At 51.5% G+C, this 26,893-nt stretch carries 25 protein-coding genes; 15 read left to right on the forward strand and 10 right to left on the reverse strand.

All coding sequences use genetic code 11. From position 1 onward, the window contains the following. Nucleotides 1–302: 302 nt before the first annotated feature. Entirely contained in the window at nt 303–2,048 is a 1,746-nt protein-coding gene (locus ACO0LD_RS25455) for a DUF4214 domain-containing protein (RefSeq protein WP_423011198.1), read from the forward strand. A 512-nt stretch (nt 2,049–2,560) separates the two neighbouring features. Here the strand turns inward: ACO0LD_RS25455 and ACO0LD_RS25460 are convergent. Next, on the reverse strand, nt 2,561–3,151 hold the full coding sequence (locus ACO0LD_RS25460) for an RDD family protein (protein ID WP_423011200.1): 591 nt from the start codon (nt 3,149–3,151) through the stop codon (nt 2,561–2,563). Between the two features lie 673 nt (nt 3,152–3,824). Here ACO0LD_RS25460 and ACO0LD_RS25465 point away from each other — a divergent pair. Further along, the gene (locus tag ACO0LD_RS25465) at nt 3,825–5,792 is read left to right on the forward strand and encodes a methyl-accepting chemotaxis protein (protein ID WP_423011202.1); all 1,968 of its coding nucleotides are present in this window, start codon (nt 3,825–3,827) and stop codon (nt 5,790–5,792) included. Nucleotides 5,793–5,885: 93 nt separating this feature from the next. Here ACO0LD_RS25465 and ACO0LD_RS25470 read toward each other — a convergent pair whose 3' ends face one another. The 3 genes from ACO0LD_RS25470 to ACO0LD_RS25480 are packed head-to-tail and all read right to left on the reverse strand — an operon-like array spanning nt 5,886 to nt 7,290. After that, nucleotides 5,886–6,326 carry a hypothetical protein gene (locus ACO0LD_RS25470; protein WP_423011204.1) on the reverse strand — a complete coding sequence of 147 codons (441 nt, stop codon included), beginning with the start codon at nt 6,324–6,326 and terminating at the stop codon, nt 5,886–5,888. 21 nt (nt 6,327–6,347) lie between these two features. After that, a complete protein-coding gene (locus tag ACO0LD_RS25475; protein WP_423011206.1) occupies nt 6,348–6,731 on the reverse strand; it encodes a lysozyme inhibitor LprI family protein in 384 nt (127 codons plus the stop codon). 52 nt (nt 6,732–6,783) lie between these two features. After that, the gene (locus ACO0LD_RS25480; RefSeq protein WP_423011208.1) at nt 6,784–7,290 is read right to left on the reverse strand and encodes an O-acetyl-ADP-ribose deacetylase; all 507 of its coding nucleotides are present in this window, start codon (nt 7,288–7,290) and stop codon (nt 6,784–6,786) included. Between the two features lie 298 nt (nt 7,291–7,588). On the opposite strand from ACO0LD_RS25480, the gene ACO0LD_RS25485 reads away from it, so the two are divergent. Next, nucleotides 7,589–9,217, forward strand: coding sequence for a methyl-accepting chemotaxis protein (locus tag ACO0LD_RS25485; protein WP_423011210.1), 1,629 nt, complete (start codon nt 7,589–7,591; stop codon nt 9,215–9,217). A 7-nt stretch (nt 9,218–9,224) separates the two neighbouring features. Beyond that, on the forward strand, nt 9,225–10,046 hold the full coding sequence (locus tag ACO0LD_RS25490) for a substrate-binding periplasmic protein (RefSeq protein ID WP_423011212.1): 822 nt from the start codon (nt 9,225–9,227) through the stop codon (nt 10,044–10,046). On the opposite strand, the gene ACO0LD_RS25495 is transcribed toward ACO0LD_RS25490, so the two are convergent. Beyond that, nucleotides 10,019–10,585: an HAD family hydrolase gene (locus ACO0LD_RS25495; protein WP_423011214.1), complete on the reverse strand. Its 567-nt coding sequence runs from the start codon at nt 10,583–10,585 to the stop codon at nt 10,019–10,021. The two genes, ACO0LD_RS25490 and ACO0LD_RS25495, sit on opposite strands and share 28 nt — an antisense overlap. A 280-nt stretch (nt 10,586–10,865) precedes the next feature. Between ACO0LD_RS25495 and ACO0LD_RS25500 the strand changes: the two genes are divergently transcribed. The 7 genes from ACO0LD_RS25500 to ACO0LD_RS25530 all read left to right on the forward strand — a co-directional run bounded on the left by ACO0LD_RS25500 (nt 10,866) and on the right by ACO0LD_RS25530 (nt 16,699). Further along, nucleotides 10,866–11,948, forward strand: coding sequence for an alpha/beta fold hydrolase (locus ACO0LD_RS25500; protein WP_423011216.1), 1,083 nt, complete (start codon nt 10,866–10,868; stop codon nt 11,946–11,948). 185 nt (nt 11,949–12,133) lie between these two features. Then, on the forward strand, nt 12,134–13,015 hold the full coding sequence (locus ACO0LD_RS25505) for a class I SAM-dependent methyltransferase (protein ID WP_423011218.1): 882 nt from the start codon (nt 12,134–12,136) through the stop codon (nt 13,013–13,015). Between the two features lie 56 nt (nt 13,016–13,071). After that, nucleotides 13,072–13,539, forward strand: a complete 468-nt coding sequence (locus ACO0LD_RS25510) for a GNAT family N-acetyltransferase (RefSeq protein WP_423011220.1) — start codon at nt 13,072–13,074, stop codon at nt 13,537–13,539. Between the two features lie 105 nt (nt 13,540–13,644). Continuing rightward, the gene (locus tag ACO0LD_RS25515; RefSeq protein WP_423011222.1) at nt 13,645–14,631 is read left to right on the forward strand and encodes a chromate resistance protein ChrB domain-containing protein; all 987 of its coding nucleotides are present in this window, start codon (nt 13,645–13,647) and stop codon (nt 14,629–14,631) included. A gap of 12 nt (nt 14,632–14,643) precedes the next feature. After that, the gene (locus ACO0LD_RS25520) at nt 14,644–15,843 is read left to right on the forward strand and encodes a chromate transporter (RefSeq protein ID WP_423011224.1); all 1,200 of its coding nucleotides are present in this window, start codon (nt 14,644–14,646) and stop codon (nt 15,841–15,843) included. An 11-nt stretch (nt 15,844–15,854) separates the two neighbouring features. Then, nucleotides 15,855–16,211, forward strand: coding sequence for a rhodanese-like domain-containing protein (locus ACO0LD_RS25525; protein ID WP_423011226.1), 357 nt, complete (start codon nt 15,855–15,857; stop codon nt 16,209–16,211). A gap of 32 nt (nt 16,212–16,243) precedes the next feature. Further along, a complete protein-coding gene (locus ACO0LD_RS25530) occupies nt 16,244–16,699 on the forward strand; it encodes a chromate resistance protein ChrB domain-containing protein (RefSeq protein WP_423011228.1) in 456 nt (151 codons plus the stop codon). A gap of 34 nt (nt 16,700–16,733) precedes the next feature. Here the strand turns inward: ACO0LD_RS25530 and ACO0LD_RS25535 are convergent, their stop codons facing one another. Beyond that, the gene (locus ACO0LD_RS25535; protein WP_423011230.1) at nt 16,734–17,042 is read right to left on the reverse strand and encodes a hypothetical protein; all 309 of its coding nucleotides are present in this window, start codon (nt 17,040–17,042) and stop codon (nt 16,734–16,736) included. A 409-nt stretch (nt 17,043–17,451) separates the two neighbouring features. Between ACO0LD_RS25535 and ACO0LD_RS25540 the strand changes: the two genes are divergently transcribed. After that, a complete protein-coding gene (locus tag ACO0LD_RS25540; protein WP_423011232.1) occupies nt 17,452–18,942 on the forward strand; it encodes a DUF4214 domain-containing protein in 1,491 nt (496 codons plus the stop codon). A gap of 79 nt (nt 18,943–19,021) precedes the next feature. Here the strand turns inward: ACO0LD_RS25540 and ACO0LD_RS25545 are convergent, their stop codons facing one another. The 3 genes from ACO0LD_RS25545 to ACO0LD_RS25555 all read right to left on the reverse strand — a co-directional run bounded on the left by ACO0LD_RS25545 (nt 19,022) and on the right by ACO0LD_RS25555 (nt 20,980). Then, a complete protein-coding gene (locus tag ACO0LD_RS25545; protein WP_423011234.1) occupies nt 19,022–19,246 on the reverse strand; it encodes a DUF6434 domain-containing protein in 225 nt (74 codons plus the stop codon). Nucleotides 19,247–19,271: 25 nt separating this feature from the next. Beyond that, nucleotides 19,272–20,051, reverse strand: a complete 780-nt coding sequence (locus tag ACO0LD_RS25550) for a metallophosphoesterase (protein ID WP_423011236.1) — start codon at nt 20,049–20,051, stop codon at nt 19,272–19,274. Nucleotides 20,052–20,119: 68 nt separating this feature from the next. Further along, nucleotides 20,120–20,980, reverse strand: a complete 861-nt coding sequence (locus tag ACO0LD_RS25555) for a hypothetical protein (protein WP_423011238.1) — start codon at nt 20,978–20,980, stop codon at nt 20,120–20,122. Nucleotides 20,981–21,158: 178 nt separating this feature from the next. Between ACO0LD_RS25555 and ACO0LD_RS25560 the strand changes: the two genes are divergently transcribed. From ACO0LD_RS25560 to ACO0LD_RS25570, 3 genes are all read left to right on the forward strand, one after another. Beyond that, nucleotides 21,159–22,109 (forward strand): hypothetical protein, encoded by a 951-nt coding sequence (locus ACO0LD_RS25560; RefSeq protein ID WP_423011240.1) that lies wholly within the window; start codon nt 21,159–21,161, stop codon nt 22,107–22,109. Continuing rightward, nucleotides 22,102–22,953 carry a hypothetical protein gene (locus ACO0LD_RS25565; protein WP_423011242.1) on the forward strand — a complete coding sequence of 284 codons (852 nt, stop codon included), beginning with the start codon at nt 22,102–22,104 and terminating at the stop codon, nt 22,951–22,953. The genes ACO0LD_RS25560 and ACO0LD_RS25565 overlap by 8 nt, the downstream gene beginning before the upstream one ends. A 137-nt stretch (nt 22,954–23,090) precedes the next feature. Then, nucleotides 23,091–25,820, forward strand: a complete 2,730-nt coding sequence (locus tag ACO0LD_RS25570; RefSeq protein WP_423011244.1) for a diguanylate cyclase domain-containing protein — start codon at nt 23,091–23,093, stop codon at nt 25,818–25,820. A 91-nt stretch (nt 25,821–25,911) separates the two neighbouring features. Here ACO0LD_RS25570 and mmsB read toward each other — a convergent pair whose 3' ends face one another. Beyond that, nucleotides 25,912–26,811, reverse strand: coding sequence for a 3-hydroxyisobutyrate dehydrogenase (gene mmsB / locus ACO0LD_RS25575; protein ID WP_423011246.1), 900 nt, complete (start codon nt 26,809–26,811; stop codon nt 25,912–25,914). Between the last annotated feature and the right edge of the window lie 82 nt (nt 26,812–26,893).

Here is a 26,893-nt window from a genome sequence, read left to right on the forward strand (position 1 = left end):
TTCCTCCTTCATGGTCAATGAAAAAAGTCTTCGTCACTCATAGGTTTGTGGACAGGTTTTATTTTATCAATTGTCGGATGATAGCTAAACTGAATTGAAGGGCTTTTTTGCGCTTATTGCGGGGATTACATGCAAATTTTTTGGCATATACTGCTTAAATCAGACATTTGCCGTCTGGCAAGTTCTGGAAATGTTATTTATGTGCAGGAGTAACACTGAAACTTTGAGAAAGTTTGCCGTAAACCAAGGCATGCTTGCTGTTTCCGATATGAACATTTGCTGCAATAAGTGCAGGTGCAACGATGGCCAAAACCAATAAAGAATTTGTCACAGGCTTGTTCCAGATACTCTGGGACAAGCAACCCGATCAGCAGACGGTGGACTTATATGCCTCCCGTCTGGATTCTGGCTTGCTCACGCGCGCCGGGGTTGAATATAGCTTTTTGATCGCGCCGGAGTATAGCCCGGTTGCAGAACAAATCGTGCGCCTGTACCTGGCTGCCTTCAACCGCATCCCGGACACGGATGGCTTCACCTTCTGGATGGGGGTGCACAGGAATGGTGGCAGCAATAGCCAGATCGCCCAGGTGTTTGCCCAGTCAGAGGAGTTTGTCAGCAAATATGGTGGCAATTTGTCGAATAGCCAGTTTCTCGACCTGATTTATCAAAATGTACTTGGCCGTAGTGCCGATGCAGCAGGCCGTGATTATTGGGTAGGGCAAATGAGCAACGGCATGGCACGTGGCGAGATCGTCAACCAGTTTGCGCAGTCGCAAGAATTCAAGATCGCAGCGTCCACCAAGGTGTATGCCAGTGTGGTGTACACAACCTTGATAGGCCGCATGCCCACAGCAGCTGAAGCGGCGGCTGCACCTACCAATGTCGAACAACTGGTCCTGAAAGTGGCGCAGGCATCTGAAGTGACACCGACTCTGGGCAGCATCACTTACTCAGCCCCTGCATTTGTAGAGCAGCAACTCAATGACGGCAGCATGACCAGCAGTATAGTTTTGACACTGACTGGCGACACCTTCAAGGGCAATGTCGGCGCTGCACTGGGCAAACTGACCAATGTGCCTACCGGTCTGACTGGCACCCTGGTCAAGACCACAGACACCACTGCCACGCTGACCCTGAGTGGCAAGGCCACAGCGAATGCCAGTATCAATAACATCGCCAACCTGACAGTGACGCTGGATAACACTTCCTTCACCGGTGGCAAGGTTGTTAATATTCTCAATGCAGTCAAGTCTGATCTGCAAATCAATTACATCGATATCCCGCTCAATGAAACCAATCATTTACTGAGCGGCAAAGGCGCGCTGACCACGCCCCTGGTGATTGACCTGAATCTGGATTTGCTGACGCTGGACAGCAAGCCCCTGGCATTGCTGAGTGGTGACATCAAGAAGGTGGATTATGTAGACCTGAGCCTGATCGCCGCAGCCACCACTACGGGAACAAGCACCGGTACATCGGGCACCAAGGTGACCGTGACCACCACCATCAAAGGTGATGAGGCGAATAATTTGCTGATAGGCTCGAATTACCCCAATTTTTTCACTGGCGGCGGCGGCCTGGATACCATGCAGGGCGGTATTGGCGTGGACACCTATGCATTCGGCATCACCCCGGTTGCCAATGGCGTTGACACCATCACCAATTTCACCATAGGCAAGGGCGGTGATGTATTGAACTTCTCCGCCTTTTTGAACAAGACCGGTACCACCAAAATCGCCGCCGTCAACGCCGCTGCCATCACACCCAAAGCCTGGGCCAATGGCGACGTGTTAACGGTACAGGGCAACGCGCTTGACACCACAAAAATTGCCGCCCTGTTCGGCGCAGGCAAAGCCTTCACTGGCCCCACCGTCGCCAGCAAGATGGTCATCATCACTGCGGACATTATTGGTGATGCAAGCGTCTGGTATGTGATTAATCAGCTGGATGTCAACAACATCACGCCGGATGAAATTGTGCTGGTGGGGGTGTTGAAGAACGTGAATAACCTGAGTCTGGTTGGGTTTGATGCGACGAATTTTTTGTGATGTAGATATGTGATTTGAAGATTGCAGTATAAAGGATGTAGGAATATGGGGAGAGGCCGCGGTGACGTTGCTTTTGACTTTTGCTGTTCCCATGTGTCGACGCCGTTTGTGCGGTACAGAAAATGGAAAAAGAAGAGCCGCTGTTTGAGCCGAAGGCGAGTTTCGGATCTTCCCATTTTTTGTACTGCACAAACGGGAACCCCGCAGGGGCGACGACGCCTGGGTCGCCTTTCTTTGAATACGTTCTTTGGCGACGCAAAGAAAGTATTTCGGCTGCAGGGCCGAGACCCGGCTTGTATCCACAAAGGGTAAACGTTTTAGTCAAAGTGCCATGCAACAAACGCCACGGCATACCACGAACGCCACTGGAGCGCCAGCCCGGTGGATTCCAGCCAAAAGCACGCAGGAATGACGTTAATAAAGGTAAACGTTAATCGTGAGTTCGTAAACCAGGTTAGGCAAAGCTGTCTTGCAGCATGAGACCTTGGCGCAGTCTCAATATCTGAAAACCCCTATTCCTTCACCACCTTAGTCCCCGCCACCATATCCCCCAAACGCAACTGCTTGCGCCCCAGTGCAAACACCCAATCCACTACCGTCAGCGCAAGAATATTACGCAAAAAGGATTGTGTCAGATTGCAGGGATGTTCAGTCTCGCGATGAACCACGCGTATGTGCATGATGCGCTTGCCCAGGCTTTGGCCGTCAAAGCCATCCTTGAACAACTGATACAGCAGCCACAAAATCATTGCTACCCGGTTGGTTTGCTTGAACAGGTTGGGCATGGTGACGGTGATCAGCAAACCCAGCAGGGCCAGCAGTAATGCAACACCAACGGTGTCAATGACCTGGGCAATGAGGCGTTTTGACAGGCCAGCGAGTTTTTCATCGTCAGCATTTTGCAGGTCAGCACTCTTCAGGTGTTGCTGGCGTTGCTCCCTGAAGGCGTTGATATCAACGCCGCGTACAGAGAGTATCGATTCAACTGCGGCATATTCATGTTCAGCCAGATCAGGCTTGATGCCCAGGGCGAGCAAATCCCCCGTCTCTTTTGACGCATAACTGTCTTGCAATGGTCTTTGTAAAGCATTTAATGCATTCATTTTTGCAATTCAAAGTCAAAGGTAGAGGGGTGCTTGATACAGCATAGTGTATTAATCAGGCAATTTTTGGCGAAATTGTTGCAACATATTACAGAGGCGGAAGAGCAGACCTGATCTGCCATCAGCAATATGTGCCTATGGTATTTACCGGGCTTCAGGATGAAAACTGCACGCTTGTTCGTGCCCTGTTACAGTCCTTGATTGTTTTATGACCAGTAATTATGACCAGTAATACATGGCCAAAGTAACCAGTGAGAAGTTGAAGATACCAGTAGAAGATCAGAAAATCAAAACTGCAAGCTGGCTTGCGGCGAGCTGTTTGATGCTAATAATGCTAGTTGTTGCATCGCGGCAGTAATTATCGCCATTAAAAAATGTCTTGTCACATAGTGCAAAACTGGATGGCGGGGGCGCGCATAAGTGTCATCGTGACCAATGATATTGGCCTGCAGCAACGTCGTCAAATTGCAACTGAAATCGAAATTATTATCTCCAGGGTATTGTTTTTGGCATTGGCTTTCAATATGTCAACAAGATTTCTGACAAGATGACTTCATAGCTGACTTCAGTACGTCATTTGGTTTGCTAAATTATCAAGTGACAAAATCAGTGCTATCCTGCAAGAGCTGTTGCTACAGAATATTCCGTCCGACTTTTGTATTGGAGAACCGGTATGTTTTTTTCGTCGCTGCGCAGAAAGCTCATCAGCATTTGTGTATCCATCGTCGTGATCGCCATGCTGGCCATGGTGGTGGCAAATTTCTTTACTACGCGCTCGCGTACCATGGACGCACTCAATAGCCAGTTATTGCAACTGTCTGAAAGCCATGCAACAGCCATTACCGAATGGGTCAAATCCAAGCAGGCTGCGGTTGCTTCGCTCAAGCTGGCGGCAGAATTGCCCGAACCGCTGGGCGCACTCAAAGCCGCTGAACAAGCCGGCGTGTTTGACATGTCCTATATTGGTTTTGCCGACAAGCATGCGGTGTTTTCGCAAGACCGCAAACGCGCTGCTGACTATGATCCGACAGTCCGCCCCTGGTATATCAAGGCCAGCGAAGTTGGCGGGCCAATTATCACGGCACCCTACATCGGTGCCAGCACAGGCAAGCTGGTGGTCACCTTTGCCGACCCCATAGGCGGCAAGGGCAGTGTCACAGCGGTGGCGGCGGCTGATGTCATGCTGGATGTGGTGACCAGCAATGTCGCGTCGATCAAACCTACCCCTGCGAGCTTTGCTTTCTTGCTCGATGGCAGTGGCAAGATTATTGCGCACCCCAATGAAAAACTGACCCTGAAGCCGCTCAGTGAACTCGATGCCAGTCTGACGACACAGGTTTTGAATACCACCGAAGCTTCCAAGACCAGCAGCACCATCCATCTCAACGGGCGCGAGGGCATGTTGTTTGTCACCAAAATTGCCGGTACTGACTGGCTGCTGGCTACTGTCCTTGATAAAGCCGAAGCGACCCAGGCATTGACGGCCATGCTGACCGCATCAGCCGTGACTGCCATCATCGTGGTAGCACTGGCCGCCCTGATACTGACAGCACTGGTAGCACAAGCCCTCAAGAAGCTGGAACTGGTGCGCGATGCCATGGCCGATATTGCGACCGGCGAAGGTGACCTGACCCGCCGCCTGGCTGCCGACGGCAGGGATGAACTGGCGCAAATCAGCGGGGCTTTTAACCGCTTTGTCGACAAGATCGCTGCGGTGTTGATAGACATACGCGCCACCAGTGGTTCGGTCAGGCTGGCATCTGGCGAGATTGCGGCGGGCAATGCCGACTTGTCTGCCCGCACTGAAAGCCAGGCCAGCTCTCTTGAAGAAACTGCTTCGTCGATGGAAGAGCTGACTTCCACCGTCAGGCAAAATGCCGACAATGCGCGCCAGGCCAATCAACTGGCAGCCTCTGCTGCCAATGTTGCTGGCAAAGGTGGTGAGGTGGTCTCGCAAGTGGTGACCACCATGGTGTCGATCAAGGACAGCTCGCGCAAGATCGTCGACATCATCAGCGTCATCGATGGCATCGCCTTCCAGACCAATATCCTGGCCTTGAATGCTGCAGTAGAAGCGGCCCGCGCCGGTGAACAAGGGCGCGGCTTTGCCGTAGTGGCATCCGAGGTGCGCAACCTGGCACAACGCTCAGCCACCGCCGCCAAAGAAATCAAGACCCTCATCGATGATTCAGTGGTAAAAGTCGATTCTGGCGCACGCCTGGTTGATGAAGCTGGACACACCATGGGCGAGATTGTCACCTCGGTCAAACAGGTGGCCGACATCATGAGCGAAATCACCGCCGCCAGCCAGGAGCAAAGCTCAGGCATAGAAGAAGTCAACCGCGCCGTCACCCAGATGGATGAAATGACGCAGCAAAATGCGGCATTGGTGGAAGAGGCGGCGGCTGCTGCTGAAAGCCTGCAGGAGCAGGCTGAACATCTGTCGCAGATCATCAGCATGTTCAAGCTTGACGATGGCAAGCAGGCCGTAGTGTCGGCACCCAGTGCGCCCAAGATCGCTGTCAGGGCAAAACCGGTTGCAGGGAGGATTGCACCTGCGGCCAGGATAGCTAAAGCCAGCCCTGCTGCAGGCAAGGGGAATGCGCCCAAAAAGGATGATGAGGAGTGGAATGAGTTTTAAGCAAAGGCAGTTCAGGCAGCCAAGGCAGTGAAAGTGTGGTCAGAGGATGGCAAAGCTGGGTAGTAAAGCAGGAGAGCAACGCTATCTTCGTCCTTACAGTGACTCTTTGCCTGCTGGTCTGGCACATAGTTCACGGCGTATCAGGATGGCTTGCGCACCCCAGCCCATGCCCGTGCCGCGATTATGGGTGTTCATATTTTGCTTGCTAGTCCAGTCTGTCCACTCTTCAACGGCCAAGACATTTTCATGCTTTTCATCGGTATCGATTTCAAAGCGGATAAACGTTTCATTCTGTGACAGAAATAAGCCAAACAAGGATGGCATGCCAGGAAAGTCTATATCCAGATCAAGAATGATACTGTTATCCCAATCTATGCCGCGAGCAAGCCCTTCATCATGCAGTGCCTTGGGTAGTGCATGTTCGCGCCAGTAAATTGCTTCGGTTCTGAGGCCATATTCGACGAGCCTGTTTTGCTCCTGTACATTGCACTGTCTTTTCTTCCTCAGTCGTTCAATGTCAGCGGGTGTTTCCATGTTTCTCATGACTGATCTGGCTTAATTCTTTTCAAATTCTTCCAGCTCTTCTATGCGTCTTTTTGCACGCGCCTGCATGCAACTGATGTGCATGACATTGCGTATGGTGCCACCGATATTCTTTTGATAGACGGCATCACAATCTGCTTCACGGAACTTGATCCAGGCACGCTGGGCATTGACGAAAGACTTTTTCATATCAGCGAAATTGCCGTCAGACGCATAGTCTTTTTCCATGCCTTTGAGTACGCGCTGGTATACCTGGTTCAATTTCGCTTCAACTTTTTGCTGCTCTATCGAAGCGCATTCATTGATTTCCATGGTGTTCAAGGCTTTGTTGCAATCGATGGCATGGGAGAAGCTGCTGGCACAGGCGAGGGTGATGAAGATGAGTAGCTGGCGCATGATGGAGCCTTTCGTCAAGGGGGAGATTCAGGGTCGGATTATAGTCTGGATTTTACGCATGCAACACTGCCTCATACACCGCCAGATCCGCATCTGAAAAACAGCAAAAAATCACTTCTTCGATAGAACTCGACTCTGAGCCAAATGCCCTGACTGTGTTGATTGCGACCCTCGCTGCCAGTTCTATGGGATAGCCATAAATCCCTGTACTGATGCTGGGGAAAGCAATGCTGCGTAAATTTTTTGCCGCAGCCAGTTCCAGGCTGTGGCGGTAGCAGGATGCCAGCAAGTCTGGCTCGCCTTGCTTGCCATCGCGCCAGACCGGGCCTACGGTGTGGATGATGTGGGCGGCAGGCAGGCGATAGCCTTTTGTGATTTTTGCCTGGCCAGTCTTGCAGCCGCCCAGCAGCCTGCATTCATGAACCAGGTCTGGGCCTGCAGCTCTGTGTATTGCGCCATCTACGCCACCACCGCCCAGCAGGGAAGAGTTGGCGGCATTGACGATGGCATCAACTTGCAGCCTGGTGATATCGGCTCGAACAGTGAGTATTTGTGGCATGGATGTTGTTGATTAAAGAAGAGTAGTGTCAAAATTGTATGCCAATATTTGGCTGGCACCTATCTATTCCCCCTATGTAAGTTGGCTGGGTTATACCATTTTAATGGTATTTTGCAATCCTTAACTTGCAAAATAGCAATTGCCTAATATCCTTGAAAGAAGTAAAACAATGAAATCTTGCTTTTCCTGACATGACATTCTTGGGAAATAAGCAAGACAGGAGTGGGTGCCATGTAATGCACAGGCGCAAACTCTGGCTCTGCAGTGCCTTACCATAAAAATATCCAGGAGACAGGCAATGAAAATTCAAAATTTGAATATAGGGATACGTCTCGCCATGGGCTTTGGCCTGGTCATGCTGCTGGCGACGATTTCTTCCGGGATAGGTTTGTGGCGCTTGAATGAGGTTGCTGACAGCACCCGTTCCATGATGCAGGAACCCTTAAAAAAAGAGCGCATGACCGAAGAATGGTACCGGATTACCGTGGCGGGGCTGAAACGCACGCTGGCAATAGTAAAGAGCAGCGATGAGTCGCTGGCAGAGTATTTTACTAACGACGCCAAGGTATCTACCGCGCGGAATAACGAAATTCAAAAATACATGGAAGAGCATATCGCCTTCCCTGAAGAGAAAAAACTGCTCGATAACATCATTGCCGTGCGCAAGCAATATATTGCCTTGCGTGACCAGATCACCAAACTGAAAAAAGATGGTCAGGCAGATGAGGCAGCTAAGCTGTTTGAAAAATTCATGCCGGTGTCAGATGCTTATCAAAAGAGTGAACTTGATTTCCTGGAGTTTCAGAAGAGGGATGTTGATGACCTGAGCCAGGAAGTGGATGCCATTGCCAAGAACAGCCTAATGCTGATCAGCGCGCTGATTATTTTGTTTATTATTTTTGGTAGCGCCTGCGCCTGGTTCCTGACCATAGGAATCACCCGGCCCATGCACCATGCCCTGAACCTGGCACGAAGCGTGGCGGATGGTGATTTGACGACAAATATTGAAGTGAAATCCAGCGATGAAACTGGGCAGCTCATGCAGGCTTTGAAGGACATGAATAATGGACTGGTGAATATCGTCAGTGAAGTGCGTAACAGCACCGACACTATCGTTGGCGCATCAACTGATATTGCCACTGGCAACATGGATTTGTCTGCCCGCACCGAGAGCCAGGCAGGCTCGCTGGAAGAAACCGCTTCTTCCATGGAAGAGTTGACCAGTACCATGAAGCAGAATTCACAAAATGCCCGCGATGCCAATCAATTGGCGCATGCCGCATCGGATTCTGCCGTCAAAGGTGGGACGGTGGTGTCGCAAGTGGTGGTCACCATGGGCGCTATCAGTGATTCATCAAAGAAAATCGTCGATATCATTGCCGTCATTGATGGTATTGCGTTTCAAACCAATATCCTGGCCTTGAATGCTGCGGTGGAAGCTGCGCGGGCAGGTGAGCAGGGCAGGGGTTTTGCTGTCGTGGCTTCAGAAGTGCGTAACCTGGCGCAAAGATCAGCCAGTGCAGCGCGGGAAATCAAGGCCCTGATTTCTGATTCGGTAGAAAAAGTGGGCGAGGGTGCGCGCCTGGTCGACCAGGCAGGTGCGACCATGTCTGAGATCGTCGATAGTGTGGCAAAAGTCACGACGATCATGAATGAAATCAATAATGCCAGCAAAGAACAGTCTGCCGGTATAGACCAGATCAACAATGCCATCATACAAATGGATGGCGTCACACAGCAAAATGCAGCCCTGGTGGAAGAAGCGGCAGCGGCTGCAAAAAGCCTGCAGGATCAGGCCGGTAATTTGTCGAATGTGGTCAGTATTTTTAAAGTGCAACAACAGTTCACTCAGGCTAGCCCTGGCAGCCATGCATCGCAGCCTGGCAAGATGAGAAAAACCGACAAGAGGCTGGCATATAGACCATGAGCCGGCCATGAACAGGCCCGTGAAATTCCGCAATTTCCGGGTGTTGCCGCAAGCTGTGGTGGTGTCGATATTGATGACACTCATGCTGCCTGCATTCGCAGGCACAGAGATACATACTGCCGCCCAGGAAGCATCTGAACCCAAGTACATTGCCATCGTCAATCCGCAAGGCAAAGTGGCGGTGGGTGGCATGTGCGTGGATATCATGCGCGCCATGGAAAAGGCTGATCCAGGCCTGCAATTTGTGGGCGATCAGATCTGGCAGCCTCGTGCCCGTATTGATGCTGGCCTCAAGGCTGGCAATATCGATGTCATCTGCGGCGTGCAGCGCATAGCCCGCAATACCTCACAATATCAGTTTGCGGCAACACCGCTGTTTTCTGTCAACTACCTGCTTGCTGTGCGGGCCGATGACTCCATTACGATTGAGGACTGGGACGACATCCGCAAGCTGGGCAATGACGGCATCATACTGGCGCTGCGTGGTTTTGGCATTGTCGATATCCTGACGCAAATGGGCGGCCTGAAGGTTGACGACACCGCAACCTCATCCATCTCCAACCTGAAAAAACTGCTGGCAGGGCGTGGGCGTTTCTACTGCCATCGTTCACCCGGCATAGGTCTGGCGATACAGCAGGCAGGCCTGGAAGATAAAATCAGGCTATTGAGCAAACCGCAACTGACAGAAAAATTCTACATGGGCATGGCAAAAACCATGCATCCTGAGCTTGTCAAAAAAATAGGCGCGGCGCTGGTTTTGCTGGAGAAGAACGGAGAATTAAAAAGAATATTTGAGCGCTATCAGGAGTCGGGCTCTCCTGCCCCGTGAACTGGAAAGTGCGTAATTGATTCCGTGGTTCCGCTCCTCAATTTGAATGTCTCGACGATATCCAGCAGGGCCTTATCATTCTGGTCGCCAAGATAGGGAGTAATCACCACATGGTTTCTTGGCTGCCTGGCGATTTTTTCTGGTGAATCATCCACGATGCTAATTTGGTCTAGCGTATATCCTTGACCCTGAATTTTTCTCAGATCCTTGATGTAGACATAGCTATTGCTTTTGATGTCCACCCTTTGCACACAACGTTCGATCGACCAGGCAAACTTGATGGGGTAGCGATCACCAAAGACTTGCGCGACCACTGCATCCACATATTCCCTGGATGAAGACGACCACACTGCCAGGTCATAATTTGCTGCCAGTTGTTCCAGCATTTCTGCCGCAAAGGGGCGCTGATAAACAAAGTAGGGTGGAAATGCAAATGCGGCAGGGTGGCCTAACTCTGCCATGCTTGCATGGACTAATGTTTCATCGAGATCGAAAACGATAAGCTGGCGTTGTTTGTTCACGTTTTTTTTCAATTTCATAGTTATCTTATGTCGCCTTTTGCAGATGCTGTTACCACCCCTTGGCTATTGCTGCAACATGATAGACGTAGCGATAGCTCCCGGCAAGCAGACAAGCTATCGTTGAGGATGACTCAAAAAAACGGGTGCCATTCTGTTCCGCTTTACTTGACGAAATGAGTTCAAATAAAAAATATGATAAATTGCGCTGCACTTGATGAGGAGCAGGCTCTGGCCACGCTTTAAGTTGAGATGCCGATGCCAGCCTGGTATTGCGTAATAAAGAAGGTGGATATTTTTGTTGAATAGCAAATCTCAAATTCGTTTTTGTCATAGCCGGGACGGTACGATAATTGCTTTTTCTGTGACAGGAACCGGCCCATCATTGCTGTGGCTGACACTACACTATACCGACAATGATTTGATTTCTCCCGGCCCGGCCAGCAAGCACTGGATGGACACGCTGTCAAAATTTTTTACCGTCATCAAGTTTGATATGCGTGGATGCGGGCTTTCTGAACGTCAACCCGGTAGCATGACTTTGGATGATTGGGTGGCAGATATTGAAGCCGTGGTGGATGCCGCCGGGCTTGAGCAGTTTGCCATGATGACGGTGTGCACAGGCTCGTATGCGGCGATTGAATATGCCGCCCGCCATTCTGAGCGACTGACGCATCTGGTGATCTATGGCGGCTCAGTGCGCGGGCGCTTGCAGCGCGAATTGAGTATGGCACAGCGTGAAGATGCATTGTCTGCCTTGCAGGTGTATGAGTCCGGCCTGGATGGGCGCAGTGAATTTGCAGCTACTTTTCGCCAGGTTTTTACGGTCCAGTTTCTTCCCGATGCAACGCCAGAACAATTGGCGACAATTGATGCCATTCTCAATGAACGCATGACAGGTGCGATTGCCGCGCAAAGCGTCAGGGAATTTTATAAGCTGGATTTAAGTGAACGGGCACTATTGATACGTGTGCCGACTCTGGTTTTGCATGCGTTGCATGACATACTGTATCCGCTATCAGAAGGGCAGAGGCTGGCCGCACTCATACCGGCAGCGCGGTTTTTGCCAGTTACATCGAATAATAATATGCTGCTGGAAGGTGAACCTGCGTGGCCTTTTGTGCGGGACACAGTGTTGACATTTCTTGATGCTGATCAGGGGAAGAATTTACGCATTGAGGCTGGCACTTTGACGATACGGCAATGTGAAGTACTGCGTCATGTCGCCAATGGAAAAGCTGATAAGGAAATCGCACGCGCATTGTCGCTCAGCCCGCGCACCGTAGAAATGCATGTGGCAGGTGCATTGAAGGCGATGGGTTGCAAGACACGTGCCGAAGCAGTTCATCACGCAGTGCAAAAGGGCCTGTTGCCGCCTGAATGAGCACATGGATTACGGTAAGGCTTACCGTAATCCTGGGTACTGGATACCGTAATAAGCACACTATGCATGGAGTAAGGCCAGCCCTACACTGGCGACTCAATTTTTCCCAGCGCTATCCTGCGCTGTCATTTGCGTGAGAGCGCAAATCATCGCATGTATGCTCATGCCCTTATTCGGATTCATTCATGAAAATTCATCCAGAAATTCATCCAGAAAATCATCCAGAAAATTGCCCTAAAAGTTACCCGGAAAGTTACCCCGAAAGTTACCCATTAAGCAGTAGTGAAAGAGAACGTCACCGTCTGAAAATGCAGGCGCAAGCGCTGATTCCTTTAAGCGAAAGAATGTTGAATGGGGCTGGTATTGCACATGGTGCGCAAGTTCTCGAACTGGGTTGTGGCAGTGGTGAAATGACTTTGTTGCTGGCCGCTGCAGTTGGACCCACTGGCAGGGTTGTAGCGATGGATAGCGACCCTGCACAGATTGAGGCGGCGAAAGCAAAGATTTCTGATGCAGGTTTTTGTAATTTCGACTTTGTCTTGTCTGACCTGAACGACTTTGTACCGAAACAGGTATTTGATGCCATCGCTGGCCGCTACTTCCTGCTGTATATCGCTGACCCTGAAAGTGCGCTGGCGCGCATGGTACTGTGGGTAAAACCTGGCGGATCATTGGCTTTCCTGGAAATGGACTTTTACCGCGGCGTGCGCAGCAGTATTTGGCCCCCCGTTGCTGCCGAGACGAATAGCGCCATTGAATTCATCGCCGATGTCATGCTGGATGCAGGCATCAATCCCCACATGGGGGTAAGGTTGCCAAGCATGCTGGCGCTTTATGGCACGGTGCATGCTGAAACTGCAGCACCGCTCCAGTTTGGTGCCAGCTCGATTGAACTTCCCTTGGAAGCAGTCAGGTCCGTCATCCCTATGGCCAGGAAACTGGGGCGCAGTGATGCTGACCGGTATGACGTTGATGCCCTGATCGCTGCAGAACTGCAAGGGCGGGATCACCGCACTGTGACCATGCCGCCGCTGTCCGTTGCTGCCTGGGTACGTACCAGGTCTTGAACGAATTTTTAATATCTATATGGGTAAGCGAATTGAATAAAACATCAAAATTGGATATGCGCATAGCATACCTGGCTGACCATGCCGCGCTGATTCCTGTGATAGCCATGTGGCAGCAAGCAGAATTTGGATATCTGACACCGTCTGTCACGATAGAACAAAGAGTAGCTCGCTTGCAGCAGTCATTACAAAAAGGGGCATTGCCTGTGACTTTGCTTGCCTTGTCTTCAGACGATCAGATCGTTGGTGTTGCCAGCATCTTCGCCACCACCCTCACGCACAAGCATTTGACACCTTGGCTGTCTGCCGTGTTTGTGCCGGCAGAATTCCGGGGTAAGGGCATCGCTTCGGCACTGTCGCTGCGCGCTGTGGAAGAGGCGGGAGCTATGGGCTACGATCAATTGTATTTGTTCACACCGCGCAATGAGTCGCTGTATGCGCGCCTTGGCTGGCAAGTCATAGAGAATGCCAAGCTGGACGATACACCCGTCACGATCATGAGCAGGGCCACAAATCTTGCCTGACTATCCGGTATGCAGGCTGCCCAGGTTTTATTTGTATTTTTATAAGATAAGTAATTATCTCTACAAAATTTGTAATAACTAATATTCTTGTATAGAATGTGTTTCATGAAAACACAAACTATCACTACCGATCCTGCTGCCCGCTGGCTATTGTTGGTGCTGAGCTTGCCCACGAATAGCGCGACAGGGCGCATGCGTATCTGGCGCAACCTCAAGGCCCTGGGTTGTGGCTCACTGCGCGACGGCGCTTATCTCTTGCCCTTTGGTGACCTGCAACAGCAAGCGCTACAGGATTTGTCGGAAGAAACCTTGCGTGAAGGTGGCAGTGCCTGGTTATTGCATGTCTGGGCACAGACTGCGGATGAAAACCTGGCCTTTCAGGCCTTGTTTGACCGCAGTGGCGAATATGCTGCCTGGCTGCAAAGCCTGGCGGATGCACGCCTCGGTTTGAGCAATTTAAAGCCGCAAGAAATTACCAAGCTCTTGCGCAAGATGCGCCGCGAATATGAGACTTTCAACAGCATAGATTACTTTCCAGGTGATGGCAGCAATACGCTGGCAGCGGCCTGGATGGATTTCATGAACGCGGCGGAAAGCCTGCTGTCGGTAGGTGAGCCACAGGCAGTGCAGGCGGCAATCAAGGCCCTGGCAATCGATGATTATCAGGGCCGTACCTGGGCTACCCGCCAGCACCTGTGGGTGGACAGGGTGGCCTGCGCCTGGCTGATACGCCGTTTCATCGACAAGCAGGCGCGCTTTGCCTGGCTGGAGTCAGTCACTGATTGTCCGCCAGATGCGCTGGGTTTTGACTTTGACGGCGCTGCGTTTACCCATGTTGGCGAGCGTGTCAGTTTTGAGGTCTTGCTGGCCAGCTTTGATCTGGAAGCTGATCGTGGCTTGCAACGCCTGGGTGCCATGGTGCATGTGCTGGATGTGGGCAATGGCTTTGTGCCCGAGGCCAGTGGCTTTGAAGCCATGCTCACAGGTGCCAGACAAAATGCCCGTGATGACGATGACTTGCTGGACAAGATGAGCGTAGTGCTGGATGCGCTGTACCAGCATTTTTCTGTCGTGCAGCCAGTGTCAACTTAAAGGATATCAGCGATGAGCCAGAGCCTGCCTGATTCAAATCAAACTGTACCAGATGTTGCCCCCGGTTATACGCTGTGGCAAATGGTGCTCTACATGCTGCGCCTGGGTGCGCTGGGATTTGGTGGCCCGGTGGCGCTGGTGGGCTATATGCAGCGCGACCTGGTTGAGCAACGTGGCTGGATTTCGCCAGCAGATTACAAGGAAGGACTGGCGCTGGCGCAACTGGCGCCCGGCCCGCTGGCGGCGCAGCTTGGCATCTATATGGGTTATGTACATTACCGCATCTGGGGCGCGACGCTGGCTGGAATCGCCTTTGTCTTGCCTTCTTTCCTGATCGTGGTCTTACTCGGCTGGGCTTATGTCGGCTACGGCGGTCTGGCCTGGATGCAGGCAGTGTTTTATGGTGTCGGTGCGGCGGTGGTTGGCATCATCGTCATGAGCACCAAAAAGCTCACGCAAAAAAGCATAGGCAAGGACAAGTTGCTGTGGGCGATCTATCTTTTGCTGGCAGCGCTGACTTTTATCACCGAGACAGAAATCGCCTGGCTGTTTATCGGCGCTGGCGTGCTGGTCTGGTTGTTACGTGCACCACCAGCATGGCTGGGTGGCGGCAGACTTAGCAGTCTGACCCTGCTGCAGTTGCCCATCATAGGCAGCATGCTGACAACGCAGGACGCATCGTTGTTGACGCAGATTGCCATCTTCTTTGCCAAGGCCGGTGCCTTTGTATTTGGCTCTGGCCTGGCGATCGTGCCTTTCCTGTATGGCGGTGTGGTGACTGAACATCACTGGCTGACAGACAAGCAGTTTGTCGATGCAGTCGCGGTTGCTATGATCACACCTGGGCCAGTGGTCATCACGGTGGGTTTTATCGGCTACTTGGTAGCAGGCTTGCCGGGCGCAACGGTGGCTGCGCTGGCGACGTTTTTGCCCTGCTATTTGTTTACCGTCATCCCCGCACCTTACTTTAAGAAATATGGAAAATTGCCCGGTGTGATTGCTTTTGTCGATGGCATTACAGCAGCAGCGATAGGTGCAATTGCTGGTTCGGTACTGGTCATTGCCAGGCGTTCGATACTGGATGTGCCGACGGCGGTAATTGCCCTGGTCAGCATTATCTTGTTGTGGAAGTTCAAGAAACTGCAGGAACCTGTCATCGTTGCGGCCGCAGCGGTTTTGGGGCTGGTCATTTACCCCTTGCTTCATCCTTAGAGGAGTCAAAAATGGAACAAATGGAACAAACGGAACAAACAAAGCAAACCGTCAGCGTAGCCGAATTCATGCGTGAGTTAAGCAGCGCCAATCCGCCAGCGGTCATCGATGTACGCAAACGTCCGGCCTTTGAAGCCGATACCCTGCAAGTCGTCGGTGCAGTCTGGCTGGATCCTGAAAAAGTGACTAGCTGGGCACCGGCACTGACACAGCAGCAAAATGTCGTCGTGTATTGCATCAAGGGACATGAAGTTGGTATCAACTGCGCCAGCGCATTGAACGAAGCGGGTATCGCTGCACGATATCTGGAAGGTGGGCTCGAAGCATACAAGCAGGCAGGCGGCATGCTGGCCAGACGGGCTGCGTAAATCCTGCGTAAGCAATTTATGGGAGAACAATCATGCAATGGATCACCCGTGAACGACCCAAGATAGACCGTATTGCCTGCCCCTGGCTGATCGTGAATTTCATCGACAATGAGGCAGAATTCTTATATGTGCCGAATGACGATGTCTTGCGCATCGCCAGAGAAACCGGTGCCATACCGTATGACATTCCGGGCGTGGAGTTAAGTCATGTCGGCGACTTGTGCAGCTTTGACGCCTTCCTGAAGAAATATGCCTTGGCTGAGCCTGCCTTGCAAACCCTGGCGACCATTATCCGTGGGGCGGACACAGGCAAGCTGGATTTGACGGCGCAATCGGCAGGTTTGTATGCCTTGTCGCTTGGGCTGTCGAAAACTTTTGCAGATGATCACGTCATGCTCAGCCACGGCATGGTGATGTATGACGCGTTGTATGCCTGGTGCCAGCATTGTCAGGCAGAAGCTCATCAATGGCCGCCGGTGATGAACTGATGTATGAGTTAACTGCGGCGTCCTTTGCAGGTGATCACTTCACCTGACTGGACGCCGGGCTTTTTTCGAACTGGGCGTTGCCTACATACTTGAGATACTTGACGTTGCCCTTGGCGTCTGCCATCTGATAATACTCACCCACATGCAAGGTGGGTAATTCATCATTCAGGGCCAGCATTTTTTCGGTCGTCACATAATGCACACTGCCACTCTTGGCATCGAGCCGGTAGACCTTGCCATCTGGCGTTGTCAGCAGTTGGTAACGTGTTCCTGACCAGCCACCATCGCAGGCTGACAGGGCAAACAAGATCATGATGACGGAGAGAATGCGGGTCTGCTTCATGCGTACTCCTGATTTTATTTTGTCATAGGTGGTGGTCTTTGATTTTGCAGTTCGGTAAGTGATCGAAATTGCAATAATAGAATATAAATCAACATTATCGAATTAGCAATTTATTTTTATAAATTATTGCTGTTCTGCAGATTCATCCATGTTGCCGACAGAAAACAGCTATTGAACTGCTGTTGGCTTCACGAAGTGTCAGGTTTAGCGATACAAACGAAGCATTTGTGCAGGGATGTTGGGGCAGCTGTTTAAATTGCCAGACTAAAAATAAGCCTGTAGCATTCGGCGGCAATAATACTGATGCACATGACAACTGGTCTTGCAACTGATTTTGCAACTGATCTGGCAACAGTGCCACTGGCATTGCGCATCACAGCTTCTCACTCCTCTTATCGAATGTATTTACATGGCAAATATCACCATCAAGCTCTCTCAAAATGTTGTCACCACTATTTCTCAGTTGCTTATAAAATCGCCTCCCACGAATGGCACATTGGGCAGCGTGTTTGACGGCTTCGCTAAACTGGGTGCCATCTGGTCCAGGGATCATACGGTTTATTCCTCTTTTGATTACACTGGCAGCAGGGTGCAATTTGGTTTTCCTGATGGGGCGACTTCGACATTCAATGGCGTGGTCCGCGCCAATCCAGATGCCTTGCAGGGTACGGCTATTGCATCAAGTTCGCAGATGTATAAATCTGGTTTGATGAATATCATTGAGAGCGGGCAGTTTTATTTTGATTACTCTGTCAGTGCCAGCGGCGTACTGACCATCACCAGTACTGGAGTACTGGCAAGTAATCTCTCCGTCTCTACCTTGGCGTCTCCGGGCAGCTCTTCTTATGATGCTGACTATGGCAATGTCTCTATCCAGGTGCTGGGTTCCATCAAAGGAGATGTCAACGGCAATAACAATGGCACGATCAGCCGCATCTCATCAAGTGCAGACAAATTCATTAGCTCAACTGCTGTCGATGGCAATTTCACGCTATCCAGCAATACCAGCCAGGTTGCGCAGGGGTTGAGCAAGTCTGTTGTTGCAGGTACCATGACGTCATCAGTCACAGAGTACCGCGACGGCAGCTATGCACGTATCAATGGTGTTTCTGCTGCCATTTCTGCCAACCAGCAGATCGATGAAAAACTGCTGGCTGATGAATCCCTGTTTGGCGGGGCAGATGTCATCAGCGTCGATTTACCTGCCACTATGTATTCAGATTACCTGATCGCATCAGGCGCAGGTGCTGACCTGATCACCATCAATGGCGGCGGTGGCCGTTTGCATGTGAACGCGGGCAGCGGCAATGATGCCATCAATGTTGGCACTGGCAACCATAATATCGATGGCGGCACGGGCATGGACACGGCCATCATGGCTGGAAATGCCAGCAATTTTACGATTACCCCTGTTGGCGCGGCTTTCCAGTTGCGCGTCAAATCCAATGGTGACATCGATAGTCTGTTTAACGTCGAACGCCTGCAGTTTTCTGACAAAAGCATCGCACTGGACGTCAGTGGCACGGCAGGACAGGCATATCGCCTGTACCAGGCAGCATTTGGCCGCAAGCCTGATCTGGAAGGACTGGGTTACTGGATCAAGGACATGGACAAGGGTTCCAGCCTGACGACGGTGGCGGCAGGCTTCTTCCAGTCTGCTGAGTTTCAAAAGCTATATGGTGCCAATCCATCGACGACAACGCTGATCACCAACTTTTATCAGAACGTCTTGCACCGCACCCCTGACCAGGCTGGTTTTGATTACTGGAATAACCAGTTAAGCAAAGGCCAGATCACAGCAGCCGGTGCGCTCGCCAGTTTCTGTGAAAGTGCCGAGAACCAGGCACAGGTCATAGGCACGATACAAAACGGCATAGAATTCAAACTGTGGCTGGGTTGAGTTTGTCGTCATCTTAAAGATATGATTTGCCGGTCTGTATAGTGCTCATTGATGGGTGAAATACAGGCCAGCAAAGACTTTAAGCCTGCTTTGCTGTATCCGCATGCCGCCTTTGCCATTCATCGGCCACATCGCCCATGGTTTTGTGATCGCCATTGGTGATCCAGGCCATGAAGTCACGGTCGAGCTTACATTCGGTACCGCATTCTGCGCTTAAAAAGCGCCTGACGTTTTGGGTGTTTTTGTAGTCTTTGTCGACGACGGTAGTGCGTGATATTTCAAGGCTGTGCCAGTCTGTTTTCATGCTTGATTCTTTCGCTCATTTGCGTTCAAAGTGTGACAACCAAATCCGGATCAAATTTCTCATTCTCGATCCTGCCATTATGCAAAGGATAACCGCAAGGGTTACAGATGACGCGGCACTTGCCTAGCTGGTAATCAAAGCTGTCATGCGTGTGACCGTGTATCCACAGATCAGCTTTTTGCGCCAGTGCGTCAAGTTCAGAAGCAAAGGCGGCGGATAGCAGGTCATCGGCATAACGCGGTGATACCGACTGTATCGATGGTGCCATGTGGCTGACAACCACCGTGCGACCCTGGAAGTGAGTATCCAATCGCTTGTTGAGCCAGGATTTTTGCCTGGCGTGAATGAGTGCCGTATCATCAGCGACGAGTTTGCGGTAGCCTTGTTCTGCCAGGGTGATGCGCTGATAGTCCGGCATCAGGCCTGCTGCTTCTGTCATGGCGAAGTCGCGCTGCTCTTCGCCGAACAGGCAAAAATCCGTCCACAGGGTTGCGCCCAGAAAGCGTATGCCCCCTAGCTGGTATTCACGGGCATTGAGGAAGTGGACATTGTCAGTGACCTCGCAGGCGCGGGCAACATCGGCCTGCATGTCTTCCAGGTTTTTGCCATAGGCTTCATGATTGCCATGTACATACAGCACCGGTATGCCAGCAAACTGTTGTGCGGCCCAGGTGACAGCCTTGCTGCCGGTATGGATATCGCCAGCCAGCACAACCACATCAGGCTGGCTGATGGCTGGATCACTCTGTGGTGCAGTATCACCCCAGACTTCAAGGTGTAAATCGGACAGGATTTGTATGCGCATGGGTGACCGCAATTTCAATTGACAGGAATTAATTGTAGCAATGAATGCAATGCGCTGTTGGAACGGGTTCAGGAAGATTCATGCAGGTAGACTGCCATGCAAGCTTCCATCGTGGCATTATGGATATCCAGCACTTTTTGTATGCAGCGCCCTTGCTTTGTGCGCTCTTCCTGATACCCACCTGCCAGATTCCAGACGACAGGAATGCCGTGGTCTTTGGCGAAACGAAATACTTGCAGATCGCGTTCACGCATTTCTGCATTATTCAGGAAGCCACCGAGCGGATCATTCTCATGCTGGTCAGCACCTGCCTGATAAAGCAGGATGTCGACATCTTTCAATGAGTCCAGTAGTACGGGCAACTCCTGGAAAAATGCCTGCTTTTCGCGCGTGTAATGTATCTTCCCAGTGCGGTGTGAGATGCGGTCGCCTAGTGCAAGTTTGGCGATGATATCTTCCGAACCATCACCCTGATGGTAATCAAAATCGAGGATGCCTATGCGCTGTATGTCATGCTTGTTCAGCAGCTTGACGGCAGTAATCAGTAGCCCATTGAACGTACAGAATCCCCATGAAAAATCATGGCCAGCATGATGAAAGCCAGAGGTCGGCGAGACAGCCACACCGTATTGCAAAGCATGCTCAGCTGCGTGATAAAAAGACGCTGTTGTCCAGTACAGGGAATCTACAACTTCCTGATGTCGGGTTTCCATGCCATTGGCGATCTGCAGGCTGATGATGCCTTGTACATGCTCTGCCTTATGCGCCAGGCAAAAATCCTCTTCAGTCAAAGGAGCAAAATCGATGACTGCAATTGGGTAGCTTTGTTGCCATTCAGTGACTACTTCCCTGGGTTTTTTGGGCGATGGTGATTCCAGGTCTATCTCAACGACCATGGCAGGGTTATAAAATACAGGAATTTTGTTCATGTAAGCATTTGCCGTGATGTGCTGTGCGCTTGCAATTGAATTGCAGTTGATTGCAGTTGATGGACAGCGACGGCATAGTCTGTGATCAAGAGGATGAGTGTAGCACTAGTTTTTGCTGGTGAATAAAAGACAAATACTTGCTATGATCCTGCGATGTATGCATCCTGGTTTGCCACCCATGTCTGAACTCGTCATCCTCACCACTTACTTCAACCCTTGCCGCTATGCCTCGCGCAGGCGTAATTATGATGTCTTCATGCAGGGCATGCGGGCGGCTGGCGTGACCTGTATTACGGTGGAGTGTGCCTTTGGCGATGCTGAATTTGAATTGCCGGCGGCTGTGGATGTCTTGCAACTGCGTTCCGCCACCCTGTTGTGGCAAAAGGAAAGGCTGCTGAACCTGGCGGCTTCGTGGCTGCCTGCCAGTTGCCGCTATGTGGCCTGGCTGGATTGCGACATTGTGTTTGAGAACAAGCACTGGGCAAAAGAGCTGGTGACAGTATTGCAGCAATACCCGGTGGCGCAGGTATGGGAAAGTTGTCTTCGCCTGGAGCGGGATGGCAGTGCGGGGCTTGCAGGTACACAGCCTGATCGCGTTGACTCTTTCGCTGCTGTCATGCGGGCACAGCCAGCGACCTTGCATGCCGGGCGTTATGATACGCACGGGCATACTGGTTACGGCTGGGCCATGCGGCGCAGCCTGTTTGACAGCGTTGGGTTATACGAGGCTGCGATATCGGGTAGTGCAGATCATTTCATGGCACATGCGATTTATGGCGACTATAATTTTTGCATACAAAATGCCCTGAAGCATGACCATGCCCAGATCGCTCATCTGCAAGCCTGGGGCCAGCGGTTTCATGAACAGGCGCAAGGTGGGCTGGGGGTGGTACGTGGCGAGATACGCCACCTGTGGCATGGCGAAGTCCGGCACAGGCGCTATTTTTTGCGCATGCATGAAATCACCGACCTCGGCTTTAACCCGTGGACTGATTTGAGTGTGCGTGCAGGTCAGCCACTGGAGTGGCATGCGGATATGCGCAAACCCGGTTTGCGCCAGTATTTTGTCGATTATTTCCAATCCCGCCGTGAAGACGGCGAAGCCCATGAAGAGGTAGCCCATGCCTGACGCGAATATCAGCAATTCCATCACCATAGACCCGGCACTGCCAGACATGCAACTGGCCTTGCAAGGCTTGCAGAATTCCCTGCATGCCATGCAGACCGAGATCGCACGACAAACCATTGCGCTGGAACAGTTGCAAACAAGCAGACGGCAATTGCTGGAAAGCCAGGTAGCGCGCTTGTTGCCAGATTTTTCAGGCACTACCCTGGATGCCCTGGTGCTTGCTTGCCCCGGTTTTGTGGATGACATGGTACGTGCCACGTTCAGCGAGAACCGCAAGATACTCGGCCTGTTTGCCCGCCCCGGCGCAGCGACTGCGCTGACGACCTTGAAAATACGCCTGGCTTTTTTCCTGGATACGCAAAAGGGTGCAGAGCTACGCAATGTGGATGAACAGATTGCCAGCGCCAATGAAGAGAAGCACCAGCTGGAAAAGCTGCGCTATGAAACCCAGGCAGCCATCAAGATGCTGGAGAAATACCAGGCCAGTGGGCAGGCTGTTCCGGCGGAGGTACAAGCCTATATCCGCCAACTTGCAGAACGGGCACGTCAGATTGCTGCAAGACAGGTGGGTGGGCCTGCTGACAATAGCAGCACTGAATATGATAACAGCAGCTATGACAGCTATAACAGCAATGCGGCTTTTCCCTGGCTGTACTTCAGTCAGGACATCAGTCACAATTTTGACTATGAACCAGCCGCCAGATCGCATGTACAGGAAGAAGCAAGGCACCCGTCTGATGCGCCCGCAGCTCTCGTCAACTGTGTAACAGATGCATCAAGTACACCCGGCTCCACTGACCAGTTGGCTTGCCGCACTGACGATACTCTGGGGGCTTATTCCTGAATTGTAGAATTTGGTAAAAAGTGCCCGGAATGCGTCTTGCACGGGCCTGGAATACCACGCTTTATCGAAATTATGATTGTCATCAATGACGCGAATGCTAATATTGTCTTTGGGATTCATTCACTATTTCGAAAGATATGTCGCCCTCCCGACTATTTCGTTTTCGTAATATCACCCTGAAAACCCGCCTGACGCTGGCGGTGGCGATTTTCTTTGTCTCATCCTTGGTTTTGTTGTATGTGCTGGCTTCATCAGTTTTTGAAAGCGCACTGGAAAAACTCATCGTTGCCAGGCAGTCCAGCCTGATTGCCAATGTTGGCAATGAAATTGACCAGAAAGTCGAACTCAGAAAAAATGCCCTGATACGCCTGGCCAGCGATTTGGGCTCTGACGATATTGCCCATGAAAAAATCCAGAGCTTTCTGGAACGCTATCATAGTCTTGATGGCTTATTTGATAACCTCGCTGTATTTGATTTGCGGGGTGACTTGCTGGCAAATCTGGATAATCCTGAAACACGGGGGCAGCTCAATGTCAGCAGCCGCGATTATTTTCAAAGAGCGCTGGAGAAAAAAAGAATCACTATTTCTTCCCCTTTAAAAAGCGGTATATCCGGACGCCCACTGGTGGTGATTTGCGTGCCGGTCTTCGACCCCGGTGGCCGCATGTTGTTGGTGTTGATGGGTACCATAGAACTGACACAAGACAGCTTCCTGGCTGATCTGGCGACTGCCAAAATCGGTGACCAGGGTTATTTCTATGTCCTGACCACCGAAGGTGTATTTGTCACGCATCCTGATCACAGACGCATATTAAAAAACAGCCGTGAATTGCCAGATAAAAATCAGATACCTGTCAGTGCCTTTGCTGCACTGGAAGGTAACCTGACCACCAATGACGATAGTAAAGACGAAGCCATACTGTGTTACCGCCGCCTGAAGTCGGTTGACTGGTTGATTGCCGGTGTGTATCCCACCAGCGAAGCTTTTAGCGTTGTCACGAAAGTCAGAAGGGAAGCCGCGATGCTCGGTCTGGCCCTGCTCCTGACTTTGCTGTTACTGGTCTGGTGGTTCATGTACTGGCAACTCGCACCGCTGCAAAAATTGCGTGACAAGGTCAATAATGCAGACGTCAATATGCTGGTGACGCAAGCCAATAAAACCTACCCCAAAGACGAGATTGGTGACCTGGCCAAGGCGTTTGATGATGCCATGATAAAACGCAGGGATGCTGAGGCTGCCCTGAGCGCCAGTGAAAAGAAATTGCGCCTTATTGCTGACAATATGTCAGCCTTTATCGCTTATGTCGATTACCAGGAAAAATACACCTTCGTCAATAAACGCATAGAACACTTGTTTGGTCTGACAGCGCAGCAGGCCATAGGTAAAACCATCAAGCAAATTTCCACCCCTGAGTTTTATCGCCACACCAAACCTTATGTGGCCCAGGTATTGAATGGTGAATGGACTTGCTTCGAACGACGCGCAGAGCGCTATGGTTACTGGGAATGGGACAGGGTGACTTATGTGCCGGACTTTAATAAATCCGGCCAGGTCGATGGGTTCTTTGTACTGGTGGAAGATGTCACCGAATTCAAGCGTGTGCAAGATGATTTGATGCGCAGTGAAAAACGCGTGCGCACTATTACTGACAATGTGCCCGCGATGATAGCCTATGTCGATGCCAATGAACGCTACCAGTTCTGTAACCGCAATTATGGTTTGATACCCGGCCTTGAACCTGCCCATCTTTTAGGGAAAACTGTTGCCGAGGTATTTGGCGAACAATCCTACCTGGAATTGAAAGGCAACATGGAGCGGGCCTTGCACGGTGAAAAAGTATCCTTTGAGCGCTACGCACCTGAGCGCGATATCAAGCGATTTTTACAGTACGAGTACGTGCCCGATATCAATGCCGAAGGTGCAACCATGGGCTATTATTCCATGGTCATCGATATCACGGCACGCAAGGAAGCAGAGTTAAGACTGGCAGCCAGCGAAGGTTTGCTGCGCACCATCGCCGACAATATCCCGGCCTTTGTCAGTCTTATCGATAGCGAAAATCGCTATCAGTTTGTGAACCGCCCTTATGAAGCCTGGTTCGATCTGCCCTTGTCAGAGATACGCTGTCAGCCTGTGTTATCGCTATTGTCCGGTGCCATGCAGCAGGAACATCACGTTCATTACAAACTGGCGATGGCAGGTGAAAAGACAGAGTTTGAAACCGAGATCACCGTGGCTGGCAAGACTGGCCATTATCATGCCACCTATGTCCCGCAATATGACGGCAGTGGCAAAGTGGTAGGGGTGAACACCTTGGTCAATGATATTAGTGACGCCAAGGCAGTGGAAAGGCAACTGCTGGCCCTGGCCAGGTTTGACACCCTGACTGGCTTGCCCAACCGTAATCAGATCAATGAAAGAATGGAACAAGCCAGCGCCCGCTCATTGCGCACGGGACGTTTGATGTCTGTCATGTTCCTGGATGTAGACAAATTCAAGAGCATCAACGACAGCTTGGGCCACCATGCCGGTGACCTGGTCTTGCAGGAATTTGCCACTCGCCTCAAACATTGCATACGCCAGACCGACCTTGCAGGCCGTCTTGCCGGTGACGAATTCGTCATCGTGCTGGAAGGCCTGAATATGCACAATGAAGCTGATATGGTGGCTAGCAAAATCGTGCAAGCCATGACCACCCCTTTTGATATAGAAGGCAAACCGCTGATGGTGACGACCAGCATAGGTGTGGCGATTTCGTCAGACCATAACTCCAACGCTGGCGAGATGCTGAAGAAAGCGGATGAAGCCTTGTACCTGGCCAAGAAGGCGGGGCGGAATAATTTCAAGGTGTTGCAACTGGAATGAGAATGTATAAATCAGGGGACAGGTTTCGCTTGAATATTCGCTTGAATATTCAAGCATTCAAATGCTGACGGGACCTGTCCCCATCACTTTTTTATTCCTTGCTCTTCAACAGTTCAAGTATGCTGGAAAAATCCTTGCCGCCAGCACCGGCTTTGCTGTGGATACCATACAGGTTGCGCACTGCTTCGCCCAGCGGAATGCTGGAATTGGTACCTAGTGCCGCCTCGGTCGCCAGGCCCAGGTCCTTGAGCATCAGGTCTACGCCAAAGCCGCCGGTGTAGCCGCGTGATGCGGGGGCGGTTTCCATGACGCCGGGGTAGGGGTTATACAGTTCAAGCGCCCAGTTGCGGCCTGAGCTTTTGCTCATGATGTCGGACAGGACTTTTGGATCTAGCCCGTTCGCCACGCCTAGCGCCAGCGCTTCTGCCGTGCCTGCCATGAGTATGCCCAGCAGCATGTTGTTGCAGATTTTGGCGGTTTGTCCGGCACCGTGTTCACCGGCGTGGAAGATGTTCTTGCCCATGGTATTCAGCACAGGACGGGCGCGTTCGAGGTCGTCTGTGCTGCCGCCGACGATGAAGGTCAGTGTACCTGCTGCTGCGCCTGCTGTGCCGCCTGAGACTGGAGCATCCACCATTGCCAGCCCACGTGCGGCGGCTGCTTGTGCGACTTTCTTGGCAGATTGCGGGGCGATGGTGCTGCAGTCTATGATTAGTGCGCCATTGGCGATGTGGGCGAGTATGCCGTCATCACCGAGGTAGAGGCTTTCTACATGGCGGCTGGCGGGCAGCATGCTGATGACGATGTCTGCGCCTTCTATGGCTTGCCTTGCGTTGCCTGCGGGCAGTGCGCCTGCGTCGCTCAGTGTTTTGAGAGCGACAGGGGAGAGGTCGAAGACGGTGAGCGGGTAGCCTGCCTTGAGCAGGTTAAGGGCCATGGGCGCGCCCATGTTGCCGAGGCCGATGAAGGCGATTTTGGATTGGTTTGACATGGTGGTTATCTCCTGTTTTAGTCTGTTCTTTATATTGCGTGGCGCGTAGGTTGGTCCGGGTTTGTAGGTTGGGCTACGGTTT

Origin of the sequence: Undibacterium sp. Ji83W (genome assembly GCF_049340385.1) — a bacterium.
Lineage (GTDB): Bacteria > Pseudomonadota > Gammaproteobacteria > Burkholderiales > Burkholderiaceae_D > Undibacterium.

Bases quoted from the DNA above. Each gene is read 5' to 3' on its own strand.
- ACO0LD_RS25455 (WP_423011198.1), top strand. From the start codon at position 303: ATGGCCAAAACCAATAAAGAATTTGTCACAGGCTTGTTCCAGATACTC.
- ACO0LD_RS25460 (WP_423011200.1), bottom strand. From the start codon at position 3,151: ATGAATGCATTAAATGCTTTACAAAGACCATTGCAAGACAGTTATGCG.
- ACO0LD_RS25465 (WP_423011202.1), top strand. From the start codon at position 3,825: ATGTTTTTTTCGTCGCTGCGCAGAAAGCTCATCAGCATTTGTGTATCC.
- ACO0LD_RS25470 (WP_423011204.1), bottom strand. From the start codon at position 6,326: ATGGAAACACCCGCTGACATTGAACGACTGAGGAAGAAAAGACAGTGC.
- ACO0LD_RS25475 (WP_423011206.1), bottom strand. From the start codon at position 6,731: ATGCGCCAGCTACTCATCTTCATCACCCTCGCCTGTGCCAGCAGCTTC.
- ACO0LD_RS25480 (WP_423011208.1), bottom strand. From the start codon at position 7,290: ATGCCACAAATACTCACTGTTCGAGCCGATATCACCAGGCTGCAAGTT.
- ACO0LD_RS25485 (WP_423011210.1), top strand. From the start codon at position 7,589: ATGAAAATTCAAAATTTGAATATAGGGATACGTCTCGCCATGGGCTTT.
- ACO0LD_RS25490 (WP_423011212.1), top strand. From the start codon at position 9,225: ATGAACAGGCCCGTGAAATTCCGCAATTTCCGGGTGTTGCCGCAAGCT.
- ACO0LD_RS25495 (WP_423011214.1), bottom strand. From the start codon at position 10,585: ATGAAATTGAAAAAAAACGTGAACAAACAACGCCAGCTTATCGTTTTC.
- ACO0LD_RS25505 (WP_423011218.1), top strand. From the start codon at position 12,134: ATGAAAATTCATCCAGAAATTCATCCAGAAAATCATCCAGAAAATTGC.
- ACO0LD_RS25510 (WP_423011220.1), top strand. From the start codon at position 13,072: ATGCGCATAGCATACCTGGCTGACCATGCCGCGCTGATTCCTGTGATA.
- ACO0LD_RS25515 (WP_423011222.1), top strand. From the start codon at position 13,645: ATGAAAACACAAACTATCACTACCGATCCTGCTGCCCGCTGGCTATTG.
- ACO0LD_RS25520 (WP_423011224.1), top strand. From the start codon at position 14,644: ATGAGCCAGAGCCTGCCTGATTCAAATCAAACTGTACCAGATGTTGCC.
- ACO0LD_RS25525 (WP_423011226.1), top strand. From the start codon at position 15,855: ATGGAACAAATGGAACAAACGGAACAAACAAAGCAAACCGTCAGCGTA.
- ACO0LD_RS25530 (WP_423011228.1), top strand. From the start codon at position 16,244: ATGCAATGGATCACCCGTGAACGACCCAAGATAGACCGTATTGCCTGC.
- ACO0LD_RS25535 (WP_423011230.1), bottom strand. From the start codon at position 17,042: ATGAAGCAGACCCGCATTCTCTCCGTCATCATGATCTTGTTTGCCCTG.
- ACO0LD_RS25540 (WP_423011232.1), top strand. From the start codon at position 17,452: ATGGCAAATATCACCATCAAGCTCTCTCAAAATGTTGTCACCACTATT.
- ACO0LD_RS25545 (WP_423011234.1), bottom strand. From the start codon at position 19,246: ATGAAAACAGACTGGCACAGCCTTGAAATATCACGCACTACCGTCGTC.
- ACO0LD_RS25550 (WP_423011236.1), bottom strand. From the start codon at position 20,051: ATGCGCATACAAATCCTGTCCGATTTACACCTTGAAGTCTGGGGTGAT.
- ACO0LD_RS25555 (WP_423011238.1), bottom strand. From the start codon at position 20,980: ATGAACAAAATTCCTGTATTTTATAACCCTGCCATGGTCGTTGAGATA.
- ACO0LD_RS25560 (WP_423011240.1), top strand. From the start codon at position 21,159: ATGTCTGAACTCGTCATCCTCACCACTTACTTCAACCCTTGCCGCTAT.
- ACO0LD_RS25565 (WP_423011242.1), top strand. From the start codon at position 22,102: ATGCCTGACGCGAATATCAGCAATTCCATCACCATAGACCCGGCACTG.
- ACO0LD_RS25570 (WP_423011244.1), top strand. From the start codon at position 23,091: ATGTCGCCCTCCCGACTATTTCGTTTTCGTAATATCACCCTGAAAACC.
- mmsB (WP_423011246.1), bottom strand. From the start codon at position 26,811: ATGTCAAACCAATCCAAAATCGCCTTCATCGGCCTCGGCAACATGGGC.